This is a genomic window from Bacteroidia bacterium (genome assembly GCA_033391075.1).
Taxonomy (GTDB): domain Bacteria; phylum Bacteroidota; class Bacteroidia; order J057; family J057; genus JAWPMV01.
The window spans coordinates 12,399-32,815 of record JAWPMV010000001.1 but is presented as its reverse complement, the minus strand read 5'-3'; the positions used below and the strand labels follow the sequence as shown (position 1 = coordinate 32,815).

Sequence of the window (20,417 nt, the reverse complement as noted above, 5' to 3'; positions counted from 1 at the left end):
CGTTTAAACAAGACTTCAAATTTACGTTTTTTTGCGGTTTCTGTTTAGCGAAAGCAGGGAAAATGTTACAAGGAGTAATTGAGAAATTCACCAATTAAGAGTGTCTGTTACAGTAGCTAAGACTACTTGATCCTCTAGCTATCTTCATTCAGGCTGTCAAAGAAAAACCGCCCTGCCAAAAACAGGACGGTTTACACACATTAGACGGAGATCTTAGGCTATTTACTCGCATATTGTTTGCGAATGTCTTTGAAGTTTTCCCGGTTGACGGGCTCTCCGGTTTTGAGGTTATGCTCAACTGCAATCAAATAGTTATTCAATATTTTCTCGAAACTCCCTTTCATCATTCCTCCCATAAAGGCAGGAGAAGTACGAAACTCCATATGCATACTCAATTTGCTGCTATTGGCATCGATGGGAGTTACTTTGTAGATGGCTCGTGTATTGTCTTCATTGAGGGGAAATTTTTTGGCTTCCAGCACTATATTGACAAAGGTCATATTTTCCTCATCCCAATCGACGATTTTCTCATGCAACACTTGAGTTCCTTTTTCATTGAAAGCACACATACGCTGCGCTCCCAATTCGCCCTTCAGGGAGCCGGACTCATAATCTGAGTGAACAATCCGTGGGTGAGACTCGGCGATTTTCCCATAATCTGTAGCTACTGCCGCCCAGACTTTTTCAGCAGAAAATGGCATAACTCTTTCCACATCAATCACCTTAAACTTTTTTGCCATACTTTGGGCATAGGCTTCCTGATCCATTCCTAAAAACAGACCGATCATCAAAACGGCTGTTAGCATTCCAACATTGATTTTCATAAGATTTGAATATTATGTGAATTAGGTTTAATGATTTTTCAGGCAATAGGCCGCCTTTCAGCAGTTATTGCTGTTTTTAGGATTTTCTACATATTGTTGGAAAGAGGCCCGAAAGATGTCTACAAGAGACAGTCTTTCGGAGATCCGTTACACATCGTCAATTCAGATTGAATAGTTGCTGGATTTCGACATCTTTGAGGATTTCATGTATCACTTTTATGTCCAGTTCCTCATTATAAGGATGCTCGCCATAGAGTTTATCGTATTCTTCTTCCATTCGCCCAAAAGCTTCTGAATATCGCTCCTGTGCTATTTCAAAGAATTTTCTACGGGTTTTGAGGTTAAACTGCAAAGCATTTTTATCTACCAGTCCGTTTTCGACCATATGCTTGGTCTTTTTATTACATCTACAGGGATTGCTCTTATTGACCAGGCCACATTGTCGATTCATATAGCTATAGAGATCTTTTCTGGCTCTGGATAAGCGTTGACGAAAATTGTCTTTGCTGATCTCAAATAATTCCGCTCCCGTGTTGTGGTTAAGCTTCAGCAAATCGCCGACGATATATACCAGTCTTTGCTCCCGATTTAAACAAAGCAGCACGCCCGACATACAGCGAATTTTCACTTCCTCCACATATTCAGCCATCTCTAATTCCTCGGCAGCTGTCATCTCCCGATCTGGAATATTGGCCAGGGCTTGTTGATGGTCCGAAAAATCTGTGAGCCTTTCTTCCAGGCTCTTCTTTTTCATATTGAGCATGTGGTTGATCGTGATCCGATAAATCCAGGTACGGAAGGCACTTCTCCCCTCAAATCTGGAGAGATTGGTGATCACCTTAATGATTACTTCCTGCATGACATCCTCTGCATCCTGAGGACTGCCGACCATTTTCCAGGCTACATTATAAATAAAGGCCTGATAACGTTTTAGGAGGATTTCCAGGGCTCGTCTTTCTCCCTCCCGAGCCTGTGTAACCAATTCCTCGTCTTTTAATAGTTCGAAATCTCCGGCTGATAAATTCATGAATATCCCTTGTTTATTGAATTAGAGAGAACATTTGAGCGGGTGTGACAAAAAAATCGAGATTTTTTAAAAAATGTGTTTTAGTACGGTAGTGTTATGGTGTTGTAGTTTGGTAGACTTTGGAAAAACTACAACACTTACGCACTACAACACTTTCTATCTTTTTTTACTAATTTTGCCTCTCCTTTTAAAAGAAGCAAGCTTAAATGGAGTGTTTTAGTGCAGGAGAATAATCGATATCAACTTTAACACCCTAACACTACAACACTCTAACACATTTCTTTATGAAACTCTCTGCCGATCTGATTGCTGATAGTCCTTCCGAATGGATCAAAGCTGTAATGGATGACTTTGATTCCTTTTTGCTGGATCATGCAGATTGTGAACGTAAGGCTTCTTCCATGGCGATGAGTTTTGTGGCCAAATATCCCAATCGTGTGGAGATCATTCCTGAGTTGATTGAGACTGCGGTTGAAGAATTGGAACATTTCCAACAGGTCTATGCGATTATGGAGGAAAGGGGTCTGCGTCTTCCTGATTCCATGGGTCAGGATTTGTATGTGAAGCAATTGCTGAAAAGCTGCAGAACGGGCAGGGAGGAACGTTTTATGGATCGTATGCTCTGGGCTTCGGTGATTGAGTGCCGAGGCGCCGAAAGATTTAGATTGGTATATGAAGCTTTACCTCCCGGTGAGCTCAAGAAATTCTATCATGAGCTTTGGGCTTCAGAAGCCAAACATGGACATATCTTTGTAAAGATGACCCTCAATTATTTTGATGAAGCCAGTGTGGAGAAAAGGCTGCATGAATTAGTAGCCATTGAGGCAGAGACCTTGATGGGGCTGAAAATCAGGCCAGCCTTGCATTAATTCAACAACTTAAAGTTGAAGGGGATATTGACCCAGAATTTGATTCGTTTTCCTTTTCGAAATGCAGGGACAAAGCGGATGTGTTCAATGTTTTCCTCTATGGCTTTAACGAAGATGGATTTCCTGAACCTAACCACCTTGTGTTTGAGGTATTGCCCATCTTTTCCGACCAGGACCCTAACTATCACTTCGTCCTGCCATCCATTACGGACTGCATTGGAGGGGTAACCAATCGCTCGTTTGATCAGGCCAATATTTGTAGGAATAGGTACTGAGGAACCCATATCATGTTCTCCATCATGGACCACACTTGGTTCCCCCTGGAAATTCTTTACGTAAATCACCTCTCCGGTTGAATCAAAGTATTGCCAAAGCCCCATAGGGATTCCGTTTCCATAGTTTCCCACGGCAGCCATTTCTCCATTCTGATGGTAACGGGTGTTTTTTCCTTCGGCTTTTCCATTCTTAAAGAATAGATTTTCATACATGTCTCCATGCCCCCGGAAAAATTTCCATTCACCTTCCCGCTTTTGATTTTTTATTTGCCCCACAACCTGCATCTCGTCTGAATCATCTTTGTAACTGATGTACTTCCCTTCTCCTTCGGCAACTGATTGTACTCCATTCTCCAGCCAAAGATTTTTTACCAGGGGGAAATTGAACTTTTTTACATAGCTAAAGTCGCCTCTTTTCGTTCCTTCTTCATACCATTGCTCCCAGACTCCGATTTTCCAACCGTCCTCATACTGCCCTTTCTTTGCATGATTCCCATTCTTGTGCCAGCTTTCGAAGTCTCCTTCTCGGGAATCTTCTATGTAATTACAGACTTCCTCTTTATTTCCATTTTCAAAAAAATAAGTCCACTCGCCTTCCTGGCTCTTCATTTTTCTGCTACTGTAAGCTCCTCTACTTCGTATGTTTCCATTGCTCATGAAAAAGCTGGTCAGGACAAATAGTTTCCCTTCTTTCTGGAGGAAGCCGTAATATCTTGCCTCAGAGAAATCTTCCGTAAGGTCATCAAATTTGTCCAGGTAAAGGGTATCCTGTGCAGCTAGTTCAGCAGTAATCAAAAACAGGATAAAAGGCAGGATAATTAGTTGATGTGTTTTCAATGCCGTAAATGTTAGTCTTGTGTGTATGCTAAACGTTTATTTAACAAAAATATTCAAATTGCGCTAATCAAGTGTTATTAGGTATACTAAAAAATCTAGTTGATCAGTTTGAAATTGAAGGGAACATAGGCCCAGAACTGAATAGCTTTGGCATCCTGAATAGCTTTGGTGTATCTCAGTTTATGGATATGTTTGAGGGTAGCTTCTGTGAGAATAGGGTGAACTTCGCTGAGTACTTCATGTCTCAGGTATTCTCCTTCTTCATCAAATAAAACCCTTAACAATACCTGCCCTTGAATGCCTGCATCCTGCGCAAGCTTTGGGTACCCTATTTGTTTCCGGATTTCATTTATGTTGAGCGCGAAAGCGCTTCTTTGCCCAAACATGTAGGGAGGATTGCCCCGATTTCCATAAGCATCCTTAATATCTATCTCCTGAAGTATATTCCCTTTTTCATCAAACAGCTTCCACATCCCAATAAACTCAGCCCGCTTCAATTCACCTGAAAATTCGATTTCCCCATTTTCATGATAATAATTCAATTCGCCCTCTGCCACTCCTTTCTCAAATTCTACTTTCTCTAAAAGTTCCCCACTTTCATAATAGCTCCTCCACTCTCCTACTCGTAATTTATCCTGGACATTCCCAACAAACATGGGATTCTCATCTCCCAACCGAAATTTTACGTACTCTCCATTTCCATCCTTGATCGTTTGACTTCCATCCGGTAACCATAGATTATGAATCAGAGGCCAGGTCGCTTTATTTGGATAAGAAAATTCGCCTCTTTTTGTACCATCTTTATACCACTCTATCCAATCTCCTGAATAAACCCCGTTTTTATAAAAACCTTTGAATTGGACCTCTCCATTTTCGTAGTAAGCGGTATAAGGTCCGCTTGCATATCCATCTTCAAAATCGCTGAATGTCCTTTTCTTGTTCCCATTTTCGTAATAGTAATTCCACTCGCCTTTGTATTTCTCTCGTTTCTTATTGGTGAAAGCTCCTTCGCTTTGAAGCTGGTTATTGCTGAGGAAATAGGACCGAAACATCCATTCTTTCCCTTCTTTCCCAAAGAAAGCATAATACTCCACCTCTGCGGAAAAGGGAATTACCCGTTTATTCGCATCGAGATAGAGTGTATCCTGTGCATGGGAGGACAAACTCAGGGAAAAAAAACATAGCCCAAGTAGAAGTGGGAAGTATTTCATTTTGATTGTTTATAGCTATTTATCAAGGGAATATGTCAAAAATAACTTCCAGGCGACAAAGTTTAAATAATTCATTAAGATATTTTGTAGAAAGAGAATAAAGGCTCTTTATTGCCCATACTGCTACACACAATTTTATGCTAATCAGCATTATCATCCCTACTTATAATGAGGAGACCAATCTACCTCGATTGATCAAACAATTATGTGATCATCGAGACGAACGCTTATTGGAAATCATTGTAGTAGATGGAGGGAGTGAGGATCAGACTTGTGAAAAGGCTCGAAAACTGGGCCTGAAACATGTCTATAGCTGCTCCAGAAAGAGTCGGGCCTGCCAGATGAATCAGGGGGCAGAGCAAGCAAAAGGAGATATCCTCTATTTTGTCCATGCAGATACCCTACCTCCCTCTACTTACCTGGATGACATAGAAGCGGCATTACAAGAAGGCTTTCCCATGGGTTGTTATCGTTTCCAATTTGATTCCAATAGCCCTATTCTAAAATTCAATTCCTGGTTGACCCGATTTGACAAAATTTCATTCCGGGGAGGAGATCAAAGCATGTTTATTCCCCGTTCGCTTTTTTTCGAAATGGAAGGCTTTCGGGAAGACCACATCATTATGGAAGAATATGAATTTCTCCTTCGGGCCCGCAAGCATATCCCCTTCAAAATTATTCCCAAAGACATCATCGTCTCTGCCCGCAAATACAACAAGAATAGCTGGCTCCGGGTCCAATTGGCCAATGTGGTGGTTTTCAATATGTATTTTCTGGGATTTCCGCAGGAAAAATTGGTCCGGACGTATCGGGGGATGTTGAGGGAATGAGACGTGCTCTTGTGTTCACGTGTTCTGGTTTAACTGCCGCACAACAAAACTAAAACACGTTCTCCTTCCCTTGAACACAAGAACACGGGCGAACTAGAACACTTTTTTTTTGCCAATGGCAAAAAAAAAGACCCCTTGAAGCTGAACAAGGGGTCTAAAAATGAGAAAATAAAAAATTAGTTGATAAGCGGCTTATAGTGCTTGTCGATTTGCCCTAAAGTCGCTTGTAATTCGTCTACTTTTTTGAGGAGGAGGTCCACCTTTTGTTCCAGCTCCTGCATACGATCTCCCTTAGCGGAGTTTCTAGTTTTTTCTTTTGCAATGCTGCTCATATCAATCTTCCAATAGGGTTAAGAGTTTGGGATTCCCTTGCATTTTTGCATGTTGCAAGGCTGTTTTTCCTTTGGTATCATGGATGTCTTTATCTGCTCCGGCTGCTAAAAGCATTTTGGCGATTTCAATTTGGCCGAAAGTTGCTGCATAGATCAAGGCAGTCGCTCCATTAAAATTCAGCATATTGATCTCTGCTCCTTTTTCGATCAACATCTCTGCGATTTCCTGGTAGCCTTTAAAACATACCCCCATGAGGGCAGTATTCCCAGCTGCATCCTGCGCATTGATTTCGGCCCCTTTATCCAACAAATACTCTGCGATTTCTTTTTGATTGTAATAAGTCGAAAGAATCAGGGGCGTAAATCCCATAGAGTTTTTTTGCTGGATCAAAGCAGGCTCAGCTTCTATAGCCGAACGCAGATTTTCTATTTCTCCGTTTCTGATAAAGTTGTTGATATCCATATTAAAAGGATGATTGGGAACTTAATGCTCCCGATTTTTTATTTTCTCATGAATAAAAAGAACGAACTAAGGGAATTATCCCAGGTAAGCTGCATACATCCAGACCAGTTTTTCCTGCTCCCGGATATAGTCACTCATCAAGGCATTGGTCCCTTCATCATTTGCCTTATCGGATTGTTCAAGCAAATCCCGCTGTAAGCCTATAAGTATACGGAAAGCTCCAAGGATTCCTTCTACCGCTTTACGTCCTTCCCTCACTTCTTCATGAGCTTTTACTTCCGCTTGCTCTAAATAGGAACTGAAACTATGCCTGGGTGTTTCCCCCAAAGTCAAAATTCTTTCGGCAATCTCATCAATCTTTATCTGGAGATCTGAATAAAGCTCCTCGAACTTTGCATGAAGTTCAAAAAATTTCTCTCCTTTGATGTTCCAGTGATAGCCCCTTACATTCATGTAGAAGACCTGATAATTTGCCAGAAGTTTATTGAGGGACTCGGCCAACTGAATGGCCTTCTGTCCATCAAGTCCTATGTAGTTTGTTTGTAAAAGCATTATAGCTGTTTTGTTTTGTTGTAGGACAAAATTGGGGAGAGCAGATATATAAATCAAACTGATAATTTCTATACTTAAATAGATATTATCTATATTTGTACATGACTCTCCAACAACTCAACTATATCATAGCCGTTGACAATGAACGACATTTCGCGCGTGCAGCAGAGGCCTGTCATGTTACGCAGCCGACCTTGAGTATGATGATTCAAAAACTGGAGGAGGAACTGGACTTACAGATATTTGACCGCAGTAAACAGCCGGTCATGCCGACTTCAGAAGGTCTTCAATTGATTGAGCAGGCACGGATCATTTTACAGGAAGTGGGAAAGTTTAAGGATATAGGCGCTTCGGCCAAAAACATCATCTCCGGAGAACTCCGAGTAGGGATCATTCCTACCCTTGCCAGTTATTTGATGCCATTATTCATCAGTGATTTTCTGGAGAAATATCCCTTAGTCAAACTGATAGTCGAAGAGATCAATACCCAAAACATTATCGAATCGCTCAAAAGAGGAAATCTTGATGTGGGAATTCTCGCTACCCCCCTGAATGAATCCAGCATCCTGGAGCAGCCCCTCTTTTATGAAGAATTTTACCTATATACCCCTCAAGCTCAGAAAAAAAATTATATCGTACCGGAAGACATCAATCCCAATGATCTATTATTGTTGGAAGAAGGACATTGCCTGCGGGGACAGGTCATCAATCTTTGTGAGCTAAGAAGAGCTGAAGATAAGCAGTTGGTATATCAATCCGGGAGTTTGGAGACTCTCATTCATCTGGTTGATAGTCAGCAAGGCATCACCATCCTGCCGGAACTCGCAGCCTTTCGCCTCGATAAAGAGCGTCAAAAGCAATTGACCCGATTCCAAAAGCCTAGCCCGGTTCGGGAAATTAGCCTGGTCAAGCATCGAAATTTCGTCAAAAGCCGTTTGATTGAAGTTTTGGGAGAGGAGATACTTGGCCATCTGCCGAAGGCCCTGAAGAGGAAAAAAGAGATGTTGGTGGTGGAATTGTAAGGAACAGACGTGTTCTCGTGTTCAAGGAATATAATATGGTGTTGTAGTGTTTTAGTGTTGTGGTTGACCGTAGTCAGAATCCACTGCCGCACTAGAACAAAAAACACATCTTAAGCAGCTCATGAACACTAGGACACCCGAAAACGTGAACACTTATTCCCCTTCCGCCACTTCCTTCAAATTCTCCCACACCATTTCCCAGCCATCAAGGGTATCCTGATAACGTTTCTCTCCATTTTCTACCCGATCATAGCCTTCTTGCAGAATATGCAGATGGGTTCCTGTTTCAGTTTTGTTGAGGGTATAGGTAATATGAAGATGGTTTTCCGGGACATTGGGATAGTCGGCAGTGGTAGGGAAAAGCGTATGCTTGAATACTTTTGGAGCATCAAACCTGAGGATACTACCATTTACGACCGTAAGTTTATTTCCTTCCATCATCATGGTGTACAGGAGTTCGCTTCCTTCCTGCCAATCGCTTTCGGTGCGGGCTCCGTACATGTATTGCTCCACCAAATCCGGATTCACGAGCGTATCCCATACTCGCTCAGGGCTGGCAGCAATATCAATGCTGATTTCAACAGTGCTTTCCATATGTATTGTAATGTGTTTGTGTAGGTGCTTAGCAACTAATCTGGCTTAAGTCTGACGATTTTTCCAGGCCCTTCTACTGCTACGTAAATGAAACCATCAGGCCCTTGTTCGATGGCCCTAACCCTTCCGATTCCCTCCAGGATGGTCTCCTCATGGGTAACTTTGTTGTCCTTCATTTCCAGTCGCTTGAGATAGCGAAATTTGAGAGAACCTACCAGGAGATTGTTTTTCCATTCCGGATATTTATTACTACTGACGAAAGACATGCCGCAGGGGGCAATAGAAGGCACCCAATAGGTTACCGGTTGTTCCATCCCTTCGCGATGGGTTTCGTCAGTGATCTTTGTCCCACTATAATTGATTCCATAGGTAATCGTAGGCCAGCCATAGTTATTGCCTTTTTTAATCAGATTAAGTTCATCTCCTCCACGGGGTCCATGTTCATGTGCCCAGATATCTCCCGTTTGAGGATGCATAGCCAATCCCTGAGGATTTCTATGTCCATAGGTAAAGGTCTCGGCTTTGGCTCCGGGTGTATTTACGAAAGGATTGTCGGAGGGAACTCGCCCATCATCGTGCAGGCGAAAAACCTTTCCTCTATAATTCTTCAGGCTTTGATTTTTATCTCTCCCACCACGATCTCCCACGGTCAAATAAATATATCCTTCCTTATCAAATTCTATTCTCCCACCGAAATGCTGACCTGCATTGTAGTTGGGTTGAGCTTTCATCAGGACTTCCTGATCTACGAGTGTATGATCTTTCAATTTCGCCCGCATAAAAGTGGTATTTCCTCCTGAGCCATTTTCAGAAGCAGCTTTAGGAGAAGCATAAGACAGGTATATCCAGCCGTTTTGGGCATATTTCGGATGAACTCTCACATCCAGAAGCCCTCCTTGTCCTTTTACATGAATCTCCGGTAGGCCATTGATAGCTTTGGGATGGAGTTTGCCATTTTGCATAAGACGCAACTCTCCTCCTCTTTCCGTAAACAGCATATCTCCATTGGGTAACCAGTCCATTCCCCAGGGGATACTGAGTCCATCGACAACGGTTTCTATTTTGACAGACATCTTTTCTGTCTTGATTGCCTCATTTTCAGGAAGACTTTTTTCGCCTTTAAATACAAAAGCAAGTGCAAACAGGGCAATTGCTGCCAGCGCGAATAGGTATATTCTTTTCATAGGTATAATTGAAGGTCTTCAAATATCAGCATTCTAAAGTAGAAAATTCCACTCGCTCGCAGATAATTTCTTGCAAATAGTCCTCAATGCTTAATTGATCAACTGTTTTGTAGCTCATCTTAATTTTTTCCAAATTGAGTCTCAGCTCTCTATTTATGAAAAAACTACTACGCAAAGGCTGGAACTTCCTTATCAAAACCCTGGGCTATGCCCTGATGTTCATTCTTCTCCTTGGTATTGGATTTTGGTTTATCTATCGTCCGATCAAAGTTGCTAACTACAGTCCTCCGGAAGAGGAACATATGCAGCAAAAACAGGAATACCTGCAAAACATTCAGGCTAGCTCCGACGCTTTGCCCAATATCATCATTGTAAACTTTGACGATCTGGGCTATGGAGATCTGAGTTGCTATGGAAATCAATTGATTCATACACCAGTTTTGGATTCCCTGGCAGAAAATGGGATCAAAATGACTCAATTCTATTCCTGCTCACCCGTATGTACTCCTTCTCGGGCAGGTTTACTTACTGGAAGATTGCCCAAACGGTCTTATGCGGGTGATCACGTATTTTTCCCGGAGGGTAGTTTTGTTGCAAATGTGAGGAAACTGAGGGGGCAAAAAAATGAGATTGCCCGGGATGAAATTATGCTTTCTGAGGTATTAAAAGCTAAAGGATACACAAACGCTATCGTTGGAAAATGGCATTTAGGGGATCGTTCCGGCCATCTGCCTAATGATTTGGGTTTCGACTACTATTATGGCGTCCACTACAGCAATGACATGATCCCTTTGCACCTCTACAGAAATGAAGAAATAATAGAAGAAGATCAAAAAGAACTCCTCGATGGTAGCATCGGATATTTTGACGAGGATACCCCGATCAAAGGGAAGGCATTGGATCAAAGTGTTTTGACCGACAATTACACTACAGAGGCCATCCGTTTTATTCGCGAACATAAAGAGGAACCTTTCTTTCTCTACTTTGCGCATTCCTTTCCCCATGAACCCCATATCAGTTCCAAAGCACAAAGAGGGAAATCAAAAGGTGGACTATATGGAGATGTAGTGGAAGACCTGGACAGAAGTATGGGCAATCTCATGTCTGCCTTGGTAGAAATGGGCGAAATGGAAAATACCCTGATATTTATCACCAGCGATAATGGAGGAGATATACAAGGCAGCGTAGGAAATTTGAGGGGCCGAAAACAGATGACCTATGAAGGAGGCCAAAGGGTTCCCATGATCATTTATGGGCCTTCCTTTATTCCAGAGCCTTATATTTCTGATGCAATGGCGACAAATCTGGACCTCTTCCCGAGTATTTTACAATTGCTGGAGGTAGAGCTTCCGAGTGACCGGATGATTGATGGACGAAATATCCTGGGCATCTTACAAGACAAAGGCTATAGGCCTCATGAGTATATTTTCTATCATGCTGCTGCAAATGGTAATATCCAGGGAGTCAGGGACAGCAGCTTTAAATACCTGGAAGGAGCACCGGGAAGAGCTATGTCATTAGTGGGTTCCGTCGGAGTGGTCCAAGAAATGCCCCCGCAATTGACCAACATTCAATTGGATAATGAATCCCACAACCTCATAAAAAACTATCCGGATAAGGCTGAATTCTTCAAAAACATGATCGAGGAAAAGCAATCCGAACTGGACACAAATCCCAGAGGTTGGCAGGATCAGTAAGCGAGGAGTGGATCAAAGGAAAGGTCCCAGGCCTTTAGCACTCTTCTCAAGGCAAGCTTTTCTTCCACACTCAACACGCGCTCCTCAAAGGCACTGCCGCCGATGAAGCGGATCGTAACTTTTTCCGAATGGGCCATATCATAGAGCATGTCGTGCATGTCTTCGCTATAGCTTTCATCCATCCATTCCCATACCAGCTTGCTTCCGTGGTTTCTTTGTACCTTTTCTTTAGGGGTAAAAGCATAGCCTTCTTTATCCGTATCTATGAGAACCTGGTTGATAAAGAGGTAATCATATCCGGAATATTGTATTCTCATGCGCATCCAAAGTTCATCCGCTCTTTGTCCAAGATAAAGATAGAAGGCGGGAGCACTTTCGTATTGCGGACTGCTGGCATCTCTATACCAAAGGATGCGTCCTTCCTTATCGTATTCACGCACCAAAGCTTCATATGCCATTTTCTTGGCTTCTGCTTTAGCTTCCATCTCCGTAGAGATATTATCATTTGCGATTGAAATGATGTTCTGGGCTAATGAAATTGCTTCTCTGTCTTCAACTGCAGCCAATACATGTACCGCATGAATTTTGGCAGAATCCCAGTTCTGTACTTCCATATAGTACTGAGCTTTTCCAATCGAATAATCCTCTTCCTCCTTGTGCCCAAAGCCTGAAAAAATCAGCAGGCAAAGTGAGAATAAAACCAGAGCAACGATCCATTCTACTTTAAACTTGAACATGATGAAAAGATTAGGTGTATGTTTTACGTGTTTAATCGAAAAAAAAAGCCCGAATAAAATTCCATCCGGGCATCAGGAAATTGAACGAAGTCCTATCTATGAATAGATCATAAATAAAGGCCCTAAATGATTGATGTATGCGTATTAAGATTTTTCGTAACATCCTCTACTGCCTATGAATGGCTAACATTCATATGCATTCCCTGTAATAAGGATGCTTTAGTATTCTTTACATTGATTTAAACCCCCAAGTAAAAATTCCATGGTGTTGGCGGGGTTCTATATATCATCTTTCAAACAAGATGATTGCCCCAAAAGAATATAGCTTAGCGTATTCTTCTAAAGCAAGGTAGTGGCTCAGACATCCTAAATCAGAGATAGATGTCAGTATGGTAGAAAATCGAACCTTGACGGACGAGATGAGGGGGTAAACAGATAGAAAATTCTGGCATTTTGTAAAAAAACTTACATATAGCGAAAAAATTATTTCGCATTTGGTCACATTAACTCACTGATTTACAGTAAAATAACTAACCGTTCAATTAATTTAGTTCTACTATCATAATATTCTTATCAAGTAGTAAATCTATTCTCGAACTATTCTCCGCATACCTATATATGAAACTTTATACTCCAAATAATCGTTAGCAATCCTGAGCATGCTGCAAAATTCAGCAGCTAATGTAAGGGAGGATTAAAATAACATGTGCTTATCCTCCGAAATTTTGTAATTTTGTCTTCCTAATGATCCGTAAGTTTTTACATATCCTTTTGGCAAGTATGATTTTGCTAAGCTCCACAGGCTTGGTGACACATATGCATTATTGTCAAAACGAGTTAAAAGAGTTTTCTTTTTTTGTAGAAACGGATCCCTGCCCAACTGACTTCATTACCGTCCCCTGTCCTATGCATCCGGAAGGCATGCAGGTCAAAAATCCGGACAAAAAAGATTGTTGTGAAGATGAGGTTCACTACGAAAGACTGGAAATTGAGCAGCAATCCCAAAGTTTTCAAGTAGAACTGATCAAGGATTTTCTTCAGTTAGCCATTATCCCAACAAATGAGCTCCTGATTGAAGAGAAGGTAATCAGAACGAGTCATTACCTGAATTACAAACCCCCACTCCTTTACTGCAATCTCCAAAGCGAATTGCAGACCTTTCTCTGTTGAATCATTTCTCATTCATGGAAAGCGGATATCTATTGATATCGGCTGATTATTCATTATCCAAATTTGGATATAGGATTTGAATACAATTCAATTTCGAATGAGAATTTATGCTATCGAGATATATAAAATTCTTTCTGGAAAATAAGTTGATCGCCTGGCTGCTACTCGGAGTCCTACTTATATGGGGCCTGATCGTTGCACCTTTCGATCCCGGTATTGATAGACTCCCCTGGGATCCGGTTGCGGTAGATGCTATTCCGGATATTGGGGAGAATCAGCAAATCGTTTTCACACCCTGGCCGGGCAGATCGCCCCAGGATGTAGAGGATCAGATTAGCTATCCACTCAGCTCGACCCTGCTTGGTATCCCCGGGATAAAAAGCATTCGCAGCAATTCGATGTTCGGCTTCTCCAGTATCTACCTGATCTTTGAAGAAGAGATAGATTTCTATTGGAGCCGTAGCCGGATTCTGGAAAAACTCAATTCCCTGCCATCAAACATTCTCCCAACAGATGTTCAGCCTACTTTGGGCCCGGATGCGACAGGCCTGGGACAGATTTTCTGGTACACCCTGGAAGGCCGTGATGAGGACGGAAATCCCAGCGGTGGATGGAATCCCGAAGAGCTGAGAAGCATTCAGGACTTTTACGTTCGCTATGGCCTGAGTTCGGCAAAAGGGGTTTCTGAAGTTTCTTCTATCGGAGGATTTGTCAAAGAATATCAGGTAGATGTAGATCCCGAGGCCATGAAAACCTATGGGATAAGTCTCACAGAAGTCATGAAAGCCGTAAAAGGCAGCAATCTGGATGTGGGGGCACAGACCCTGGAGATCAATCGGGCGGAGTACTTTGTGAGGGGTTTGGGTTATGTAAAAGCTATAGAGGACATTGAAGAAAGTGTGGTTCGGGTAAATAATAATGTCCCCATTCGAATCAGGGATGTGGCAGCAGTGAGTCTGGGCCCCGCCAACAGAAGAGGCGTTCTGGATAAATCTGGAGCAGAAGCTGTGGGCGGAGTAGTAGTTGCTCGTTATGGAGCAAATCCTATGGAGGTGATCGAAGCCGTTAAAACCAAGATCGCCGAACTGGAACCCGGTCTTCCGGGCAAAACCCTGGCTGATGGCAGTTTCTCTCAAGTTCGCATTGTTCCCTTTTATGACAGAAGCGAATTGATTAAGGAGACTTTGGGTACACTTGAGGAAGCCTTGAGTCTGGAAATCCTGATTACCATTATCGTGGTGGTTCTGATGCTGCTTAATCTTCGCTCTTCTTTGCTTCTTTCGGGTATGCTCCCATTGGCTGTACTCATGTGCTTTATCGCCATGAAGTATTTTGGGGTAGATGCCAATATCGTGGCCCTGTCCGGGATAGCGATTGCGATCGGAACCATGGTGGATATGGGAATAGTCATGACTGAAAGTATGGTCAAACGACTGGAAGAGGCACCGGATTCTGAGAGCAGTTTAACGAGTATTTTTGAAGCGAGTAAGGAAGTAGCCTCAGCCGTCATTACTGCGGTCGCTAGTACAGTGATCAGCTTTCTGCCTGTATTTAGCATGGAGGCTGCCGAAGGCAAGCTATTTAAACCTTTAGCCTACACAAAAACCTTTGCTTTACTGGCAGCAGTTTTTCTGGCGATCAGTATTCTCCCTCCATTGGCACATAGCCTATTCTCCCTAAAGCTAAAGCAGAAAAGTCTCAATTATCTCTTTTACCTGGCTTTGTTCTTAGGAGGAATAGCCAGTCTCCTGAGTTTTTCGACTGATTTGGGGATTATCCTGATAGGAATTGGACTGGCCGGAGCATTGAGTTTTTGGGCGAAAGAGCAATTTGAATCTTATAGGAAAGAGATCAGCTGGGCAGAAAATATCCTGTATGCTCTTTTAATCTGTTTTCAACTGAGCAAAAGCTGGATGCCTCTGGGGGTTTCTCATAGTCTGTTCATAAACTTTCTCTTCCTCGCAGGAATCATAGGGATATTGATTGGCTTTTTCTATTTCCTCATTTATTCCTACGAACACATACTTTCTTTCCTCCTGGAAGCAAAATGGATATTTCTGGGAGCGATTGGTCTCTTGATTTATCTGGGCATACAGATGTATCAACAGACGGGCGAAGAATTTATGCCTGCTCTTGACGAAGGTTCTTTTTTACTCATGCCCACCTCTATGCCTCATGCGGGTATGGAAGAAAATATCAAAAACCTTCGTCTCCTGGATATGGCTGTAACTGCTATTCCGGAAGTAGAAACTGTAGTGGGAAAGGCAGGCAGGGTAGAAAGCGCACTTGATCCGGCTCCTCTTTCCATGTATGAAAATGTGATTCAATATAAATCAGAGTATAAAACCGATACGGAGGGTAAAAGACTTCGATTTAAGGTGGATGGAGAAGGGAATTATGTTCTGGATAAAGCGGGAAAATTGATTCCCGATGATGGGGGGCAATACTTTCGCCAATGGAGAGATCATATTCAATCTCCAGATGATATCTGGCAAGAGATATTGGACCGCACACGACTCCCAGGTGTTACCTCTGCGCCCAAATTACAACCTATAGAAACCCGACTGATCATGCTCCAGACAGGCATGCGAGCCCCTATGGGTATCAAAGTAAAAGGGCCTGATTTGAATAGCATCGAAAGTTTTGGACGAAAGCTGGAAGAGGAACTTAAACAAGTGGAAGGAGTAAAAGCGGCTGCGGTATTTGCAGACCGGATCATTGGTAAGCCTTATTTGCTCCTGGATATAAACAGACAGGCAATTAGCCGTCATGGACTCTCTATTATGGAGGTTCAGGAATATATCCAAACCGCAGTAGGAGGCATGTCTATGAGCAATACGGTCGAAGGACGCGAACGCTATTCTATTCGGGTTCGCTATCCCCGTGAATTGAGAGAAGATCCGGAAAGTCTGAGTCGGATCTTTATTCCAAGCAAGAATGCTTCTCAAATTCCGCTAGGGGAATTGGTCGACATACGCTATGAGCAAGGGCCTCAATCTATCAAAAGTGAAGATGGTTTCCTTACCTCATATGTACTCTTCGATAGGGAAAATAATTTTGCAGAGGTGGAAGTAGTAAAGGCTGCTGAAAAACATTTGCAAGCGCAAATAGATGCAGGCCTACTCAAAGTTCCTCCAGGCATTTCTTATCGCTTTGCTGGAACCTATGAACAACAGATCCGGGCCAATGACCGATTGATGATCGTACTTCCTCTGGCACTACTTCTCATTTTCCTCATCCTCTATCTTCAATTTCGCTCAGTTGTCATCTCCTTTATGGTGTTTAGCGGAGTTTTTATCGCTTTTGCCGGAGGATTTATTCTGATCGGGCTTTATGCACAGCCCTGGTTCCTCAATTTTGAGCTTTTCGGTACTTCCATGCGAGAACTTTTTCAGGTGGAAAGTATCAATCTCAGTATAGCCGTTTGGGTAGGCTTCCTTGCGCTATTTGGCATTGCCACAGATGATGGTGTGTTGATCGCTACTTTCTTGCGAGACAGTTTCCAGGAAAGGAAACCTGATTCGATAAAGGAAATCCGGGAAGCAGTCATAGCGGGAGGCAAACGCCGCGTTCGACCTGCACTCATGACTACCGCCACAACTATCCTGGCATTGCTTCCCATCCTGACTTCAACAGGTCGTGGAGCTGATATCATGTTACCCATGGCCATTCCATCTTTTGGGGGAATGCTGCTCCAAATGCTGAGCATGTTTACCGTACCTGTGCTCTTTTCTATCTGGAAAGAGGCAAGTTTTAACGCCAAGAATAATGAATAAGAGAAATATGTATACATCTGTTCGATATCTCCTCGCTTGCCTGCTTCTCATTTCAGGGGGAGTAGTCTCAGCTCAGAGTCTGACTGCTTTGATAGAAGAAGCGGCTCAAAAGAATCTGGGCCTGAAAGCCTGGGATCAGGAATATCAATCGGCAATGGAAAGAGCTCCACAGAGCCGTCTTCTGCCCGAGACTCAACTGAGTGTGGGAGCCTTTGCTTTACCAGTCGAAACCCGCAATGGTCCCCAAAGGCTTAGAGTCGGGACTATGCAGATGTTTCCCTGGTTTGGTACGCTTGACGCTAAAGAAGAACTTAGCCGGAAGCAAGCGGCTCCTTTAGTGAGCAAAAAGGACTTGCATGCTATAGATGTCGAGTATCAAATAAAACTGGCCTATTACCGCCTCTTTCAACTAAAGGAGAGTCGGGAAATTCTGAATCGAAACATCACCCTCTTGGAAAGTCTGCGGCAGCTGAGTTTGAGTAAAGTCGAAGGAGGCAAAGCCAGTACGGCCGATGTCTTGAGACTGGAAATCAAACTTCGAGAATCCCGGCAGCAATTGGCCATCATTGAAAAACAATGGATTCAACCCCAAAGTCGAATCAATCAATTGCTGAATAGAGATCCCTTGACCCATATAAGCGTAGATGATTCTTTTCAATTTGCCCAACTGAACCTGGAACCCAAGCATAATTTTCATTCGCAAAAAACCGATCATCCTGCTCTGCAGATACTAAGTAAAGAACAAGATCGCTCTCGGGCAGCTATCAAACTCAATGAAAAGATGGCAAAACCGAGATGGGGGGTAGGCATTGATTACCTGCTTGTTGATGATATCCCTACCGCTGATTTTGAGACGAATGGCCGGGATGCACTTCTCTTCAAAGCAAGCCTAAATATTCCCCTGCAAAGCAAAGTCTATCAATCTAAAAATCGGGAAGAAAATCTACGAATTGAAGCCTTGGAAACCCGCAAAAATCTGATGGAAGATCAATTCCTGGCACAAATTGAACAAGCAATTGCCAATCACGAAAGTGCCGAACTGAAATACGACCTCTATGAAAAGCAGGAAGAAAGTATTCGTTCGGTGATCCAATTATTGCAATCTGATTATAGCCACAATGGCGAACGCTTCGATGAACTGCTGAATTTGGAACAGGACCTTCTCAGCTATGAATTGAAAAAGCTGGAAGCCATCGTTGAAAGTCATCATGCAAAAGCCGCTCTGGAGCGGATCATTCTAAACTAGCACTGAAGATGAATCTCAAGATAAATAAGCAAATACTCCTTACGGCCATCAGTATGCTGGCCCTGGGATTTCTCATTGCCTGGGTGATCAAACCCGGGGGAGAAACGGCTCATCAACATGAGCATACAAACGAAAAAGCAGGCACAAATTTCTGGACCTGTAGTATGCATCCCCATATTCGTCAGGCGGAGGCGGGCCTTTGCCCCATATGCGAGATGGATTTAATTCCTGCCGAAAGTAGTAGTTCATCGAATCCTATGGAATTGGAAATGAGTGAGGAAGCAGTGAAGCTGGCTCAAATAGAAACTATCAGGATTGGAACAGGAAGAAGTAGCGGAAAGACCCTCCGCATGTCCGGCAAGATCCAGGCAGATGAAAGACTGGGGGTCAGCCAGGTTGCTCATGTACCCGGGAGGATCGAAAAACTCTATGTGAGTTTTACAGGTGAGCAAGTGAGAAGGGGGCAAAAGCTTGCAGATATTTATTCCCCCGAACTCTTTACCGCACAGGAGGAACTATTGCAGGCTCTGAAGTTTGCCAAAGACAATCCGGATTTGCTGGAAGCTGCCAGAAAAAAGCTGGAATACTGGAAGATTTCGCCGGAGCAGATTGCCCAGATAGAAAAAAGCAAAGAGGTCATGGGAACCTTTACCCTGTATGCGGATGCTTCTGGTATCGTTAAGGAGAGAAAAGTATCTCTTGGCGACCATGTTGATCCGGGAGATTTATTATTTGAGTTACAAAGCCTCAATCGCCTTTGGCTCATTTTTGATGCCTATGAAGAGGATTTAGGCCAAATTCATCTTGGAGATAAGATCAGCTTTACGACTGCAGCTGTACCCGGCAAGACGTTTGAAACCCGTGTGAGTTTTATCGATCCCGTCATCAATCCGAATACAAGGGCTGCTGCTATACGCGGTGAGATCATCAATCGGGGACAAAAATTGAAACCGGAGATGTTTATCAATGGGGAGTTACAATCGGCTGGAGATAGCAAAGAAAGCCTGATGATCCCAAAATCGGCTGTTCTATGGACGGGAAAACGTTCGATCGTCTATGTACAAAAAGGGGGAACGGCAGTCCCCACATATGAATTTCGGGAAGTGGAGCTTGGAGAAAGAATGGGCAATCAGTATGTGGTAGCATCAGGGCTGAAAGCGGGAGAAGAGATTGTCAGCCAGGGAAGTTTTAGTATAGATGCCGCGGCTCAACTCAACAATCAAAATAGCATGATGAATCGCTGGTTGGAAGAAGAAATGGATGGGACGGCTGTACCTAATTATCGCAGCAGCACTCCCGCCAGTTTTGTAACTCAATTGAGCGAAGCAGCTACGGCCTATCTCAACTTGAAAGATGCTTTAGTGGAAAGCGATCAAGTTGCTGCACAAAAAGGAGTCACGGAATTTTCGGCCTCATTGTCTGCTGTGAATATGGGCGATCTCACAGGAGATGCACATAATTATTGGATGACTCAATTAAAGGCCCTTGAAACACATGGCAAAAAGATTGCAGGGAGCGAGGATGTAGAAGAGCAAAGAAAGCAATTCAGCTTTCTCTCGATGGCCCTGATCAATTCGCTTCAGGCTTTTGGTTATACTGACACCCTGTATGTCCAGCACTGTCCTATGGCTATGGACAATACAGGAGCAAATTGGTTGAGTGCAGAAAATCAGGTGCTCAATCCTTATTTCGGAGATAAAATGCTGAAATGTGGCAGCGTTGAGGCTGTCCTTTCTGAACATATAAAAATCAATTAATTATCCTTTCAATC

The 20,417-nt window shown here is 43.0% G+C and carries 18 protein-coding genes; 8 read left to right on the top strand and 10 right to left on the bottom strand.

Going from position 1 to position 20,417, the window contains the following annotated elements:
- Nucleotides 1-218: 218 nt before the first annotated feature.
- Both R8P61_00135 and R8P61_00130 read right to left on the bottom strand, forming a co-directional pair.
- On the bottom strand, nucleotides 219-824 hold the full coding sequence (locus tag R8P61_00135; GenBank protein MDW3645451.1) for an SRPBCC family protein: 606 nt from the start codon (nucleotides 822-824) through the stop codon (nucleotides 219-221).
- Between the two features lie 157 nt (nucleotides 825-981).
- On the bottom strand, nucleotides 982-1,851 hold the full coding sequence (locus tag R8P61_00130; protein ID MDW3645450.1) for an RNA polymerase sigma factor: 870 nt from the start codon (nucleotides 1,849-1,851) through the stop codon (nucleotides 982-984).
- Nucleotides 1,852-2,135: 284 nt separating this feature from the next.
- Here R8P61_00130 and R8P61_00125 point away from each other — a divergent pair, with 284 nt between their 5' ends.
- Nucleotides 2,136-2,720 carry a tRNA-(ms[2]io[6]A)-hydroxylase gene (locus tag R8P61_00125; protein MDW3645449.1) on the top strand — a complete coding sequence of 195 codons (585 nt, stop codon included), beginning with the start codon at nucleotides 2,136-2,138 and terminating at the stop codon, nucleotides 2,718-2,720.
- On the opposite strand, the gene R8P61_00120 is transcribed toward R8P61_00125, so the two are convergent.
- Together R8P61_00120 and R8P61_00115 are read right to left on the bottom strand one after the other, a co-directional pair.
- Entirely contained in the window at nucleotides 2,717-3,832 is a 1,116-nt protein-coding gene (locus tag R8P61_00120) for an energy transducer TonB (protein ID MDW3645448.1), read from the bottom strand. The genes R8P61_00125 and R8P61_00120 overlap by 4 nt on opposite strands.
- A 95-nt stretch (nucleotides 3,833-3,927) precedes the next feature.
- On the bottom strand, nucleotides 3,928-5,043 hold the full coding sequence (locus R8P61_00115; GenBank protein ID MDW3645447.1) for an energy transducer TonB: 1,116 nt from the start codon (nucleotides 5,041-5,043) through the stop codon (nucleotides 3,928-3,930).
- 137 nt (nucleotides 5,044-5,180) lie between these two features.
- Between R8P61_00115 and R8P61_00110 the strand changes: the two genes are divergently transcribed.
- A complete protein-coding gene (locus R8P61_00110; protein MDW3645446.1) occupies nucleotides 5,181-5,873 on the top strand; it encodes a TIGR04283 family arsenosugar biosynthesis glycosyltransferase in 693 nt (230 codons plus the stop codon).
- A gap of 176 nt (nucleotides 5,874-6,049) precedes the next feature.
- On the opposite strand, the gene R8P61_00105 is transcribed toward R8P61_00110, so the two are convergent.
- The 3 genes from R8P61_00105 to R8P61_00095 all read right to left on the bottom strand — a co-directional run bounded on the left by R8P61_00105 (nucleotide 6,050) and on the right by R8P61_00095 (nucleotide 7,220).
- Nucleotides 6,050-6,205 carry a hypothetical protein gene (locus R8P61_00105; GenBank protein ID MDW3645445.1) on the bottom strand — a complete coding sequence of 52 codons (156 nt, stop codon included), beginning with the start codon at nucleotides 6,203-6,205 and terminating at the stop codon, nucleotides 6,050-6,052.
- Nucleotide 6,206: 1 nt separating this feature from the next.
- The gene (locus tag R8P61_00100) at nucleotides 6,207-6,668 is read right to left on the bottom strand and encodes an ankyrin repeat domain-containing protein (protein MDW3645444.1); all 462 of its coding nucleotides are present in this window, start codon (nucleotides 6,666-6,668) and stop codon (nucleotides 6,207-6,209) included.
- A 75-nt stretch (nucleotides 6,669-6,743) separates the two neighbouring features.
- The gene (locus R8P61_00095) at nucleotides 6,744-7,220 is read right to left on the bottom strand and encodes a Dps family protein (protein ID MDW3645443.1); all 477 of its coding nucleotides are present in this window, start codon (nucleotides 7,218-7,220) and stop codon (nucleotides 6,744-6,746) included.
- A gap of 101 nt (nucleotides 7,221-7,321) precedes the next feature.
- Here R8P61_00095 and R8P61_00090 point away from each other — a divergent pair, with 101 nt between their 5' ends.
- Nucleotides 7,322-8,242 (top strand): LysR substrate-binding domain-containing protein, encoded by a 921-nt coding sequence (locus R8P61_00090; protein ID MDW3645442.1) that lies wholly within the window; start codon nucleotides 7,322-7,324, stop codon nucleotides 8,240-8,242.
- 153 nt (nucleotides 8,243-8,395) lie between these two features.
- Here R8P61_00090 and R8P61_00085 read toward each other — a convergent pair whose 3' ends face one another.
- Both R8P61_00085 and R8P61_00080 read right to left on the bottom strand, forming a co-directional pair.
- Nucleotides 8,396-8,836 (bottom strand): SRPBCC domain-containing protein, encoded by a 441-nt coding sequence (locus R8P61_00085; protein MDW3645441.1) that lies wholly within the window; start codon nucleotides 8,834-8,836, stop codon nucleotides 8,396-8,398.
- 35 nt (nucleotides 8,837-8,871) lie between these two features.
- Nucleotides 8,872-10,020 (bottom strand): PQQ-dependent sugar dehydrogenase, encoded by a 1,149-nt coding sequence (locus R8P61_00080; protein ID MDW3645440.1) that lies wholly within the window; start codon nucleotides 10,018-10,020, stop codon nucleotides 8,872-8,874.
- A 155-nt stretch (nucleotides 10,021-10,175) separates the two neighbouring features.
- Between R8P61_00080 and R8P61_00075 the strand changes: the two genes are divergently transcribed.
- Nucleotides 10,176-11,717 (top strand): sulfatase-like hydrolase/transferase, encoded by a 1,542-nt coding sequence (locus R8P61_00075; protein ID MDW3645439.1) that lies wholly within the window; start codon nucleotides 10,176-10,178, stop codon nucleotides 11,715-11,717.
- Here the strand turns inward: R8P61_00075 and R8P61_00070 are convergent.
- Entirely contained in the window at nucleotides 11,711-12,454 is a 744-nt protein-coding gene (locus R8P61_00070; GenBank protein ID MDW3645438.1) for a hypothetical protein, read from the bottom strand. The two genes, R8P61_00075 and R8P61_00070, sit on opposite strands and share 7 nt — an antisense overlap.
- A 744-nt stretch (nucleotides 12,455-13,198) precedes the next feature.
- On the opposite strand from R8P61_00070, the gene R8P61_00065 reads away from it, so the two are divergent.
- From R8P61_00065 to R8P61_00050, 4 genes are all read left to right on the top strand, one after another.
- Entirely contained in the window at nucleotides 13,199-13,624 is a 426-nt protein-coding gene (locus R8P61_00065; GenBank protein MDW3645437.1) for a hypothetical protein, read from the top strand.
- 107 nt (nucleotides 13,625-13,731) lie between these two features.
- Nucleotides 13,732-17,400 carry an efflux RND transporter permease subunit gene (locus R8P61_00060; GenBank protein MDW3645436.1) on the top strand — a complete coding sequence of 1,223 codons (3,669 nt, stop codon included), beginning with the start codon at nucleotides 13,732-13,734 and terminating at the stop codon, nucleotides 17,398-17,400.
- On the top strand, nucleotides 17,393-18,646 hold the full coding sequence (locus tag R8P61_00055) for a TolC family protein (GenBank protein MDW3645435.1): 1,254 nt from the start codon (nucleotides 17,393-17,395) through the stop codon (nucleotides 18,644-18,646). The genes R8P61_00060 and R8P61_00055 overlap by 8 nt, the downstream gene beginning before the upstream one ends.
- An 8-nt stretch (nucleotides 18,647-18,654) precedes the next feature.
- Nucleotides 18,655-20,403, top strand: a complete 1,749-nt coding sequence (locus R8P61_00050; protein ID MDW3645434.1) for an efflux RND transporter periplasmic adaptor subunit — start codon at nucleotides 18,655-18,657, stop codon at nucleotides 20,401-20,403.
- Nucleotides 20,404-20,417 lie beyond the last annotated feature (14 nt).

Excerpts from the sequence above, each read along its gene's own strand:
- R8P61_00075 (MDW3645439.1), top strand. The coding sequence starts at position 10,176 with ATGAAAAAACTACTACGCAAAGGCTGGAACTTCCTTATCAAAACCCTG.
- R8P61_00105 (MDW3645445.1), bottom strand. The coding sequence starts at position 6,205 with ATGAGCAGCATTGCAAAAGAAAAAACTAGAAACTCCGCTAAGGGAGAT.
- R8P61_00050 (MDW3645434.1), top strand. The coding sequence starts at position 18,655 with ATGAATCTCAAGATAAATAAGCAAATACTCCTTACGGCCATCAGTATG.
- R8P61_00065 (MDW3645437.1), top strand. The coding sequence starts at position 13,199 with ATGATCCGTAAGTTTTTACATATCCTTTTGGCAAGTATGATTTTGCTA.
- R8P61_00080 (MDW3645440.1), bottom strand. The coding sequence starts at position 10,020 with ATGAAAAGAATATACCTATTCGCGCTGGCAGCAATTGCCCTGTTTGCA.
- R8P61_00135 (MDW3645451.1), bottom strand. The coding sequence starts at position 824 with ATGAAAATCAATGTTGGAATGCTAACAGCCGTTTTGATGATCGGTCTG.
- R8P61_00090 (MDW3645442.1), top strand. The coding sequence starts at position 7,322 with ATGACTCTCCAACAACTCAACTATATCATAGCCGTTGACAATGAACGA.
- R8P61_00130 (MDW3645450.1), bottom strand. The coding sequence starts at position 1,851 with ATGAATTTATCAGCCGGAGATTTCGAACTATTAAAAGACGAGGAATTG.
- R8P61_00115 (MDW3645447.1), bottom strand. The coding sequence starts at position 5,043 with ATGAAATACTTCCCACTTCTACTTGGGCTATGTTTTTTTTCCCTGAGT.
- R8P61_00085 (MDW3645441.1), bottom strand. The coding sequence starts at position 8,836 with ATGGAAAGCACTGTTGAAATCAGCATTGATATTGCTGCCAGCCCTGAG.
- R8P61_00095 (MDW3645443.1), bottom strand. The coding sequence starts at position 7,220 with ATGCTTTTACAAACAAACTACATAGGACTTGATGGACAGAAGGCCATT.
- R8P61_00060 (MDW3645436.1), top strand. The coding sequence starts at position 13,732 with ATGCTATCGAGATATATAAAATTCTTTCTGGAAAATAAGTTGATCGCC.
- R8P61_00125 (MDW3645449.1), top strand. The coding sequence starts at position 2,136 with ATGAAACTCTCTGCCGATCTGATTGCTGATAGTCCTTCCGAATGGATC.
- R8P61_00100 (MDW3645444.1), bottom strand. The coding sequence starts at position 6,668 with ATGGATATCAACAACTTTATCAGAAACGGAGAAATAGAAAATCTGCGT.
- R8P61_00110 (MDW3645446.1), top strand. The coding sequence starts at position 5,181 with ATGCTAATCAGCATTATCATCCCTACTTATAATGAGGAGACCAATCTA.
- R8P61_00070 (MDW3645438.1), bottom strand. The coding sequence starts at position 12,454 with ATGTTCAAGTTTAAAGTAGAATGGATCGTTGCTCTGGTTTTATTCTCA.
- R8P61_00055 (MDW3645435.1), top strand. The coding sequence starts at position 17,393 with ATGAATAAGAGAAATATGTATACATCTGTTCGATATCTCCTCGCTTGC.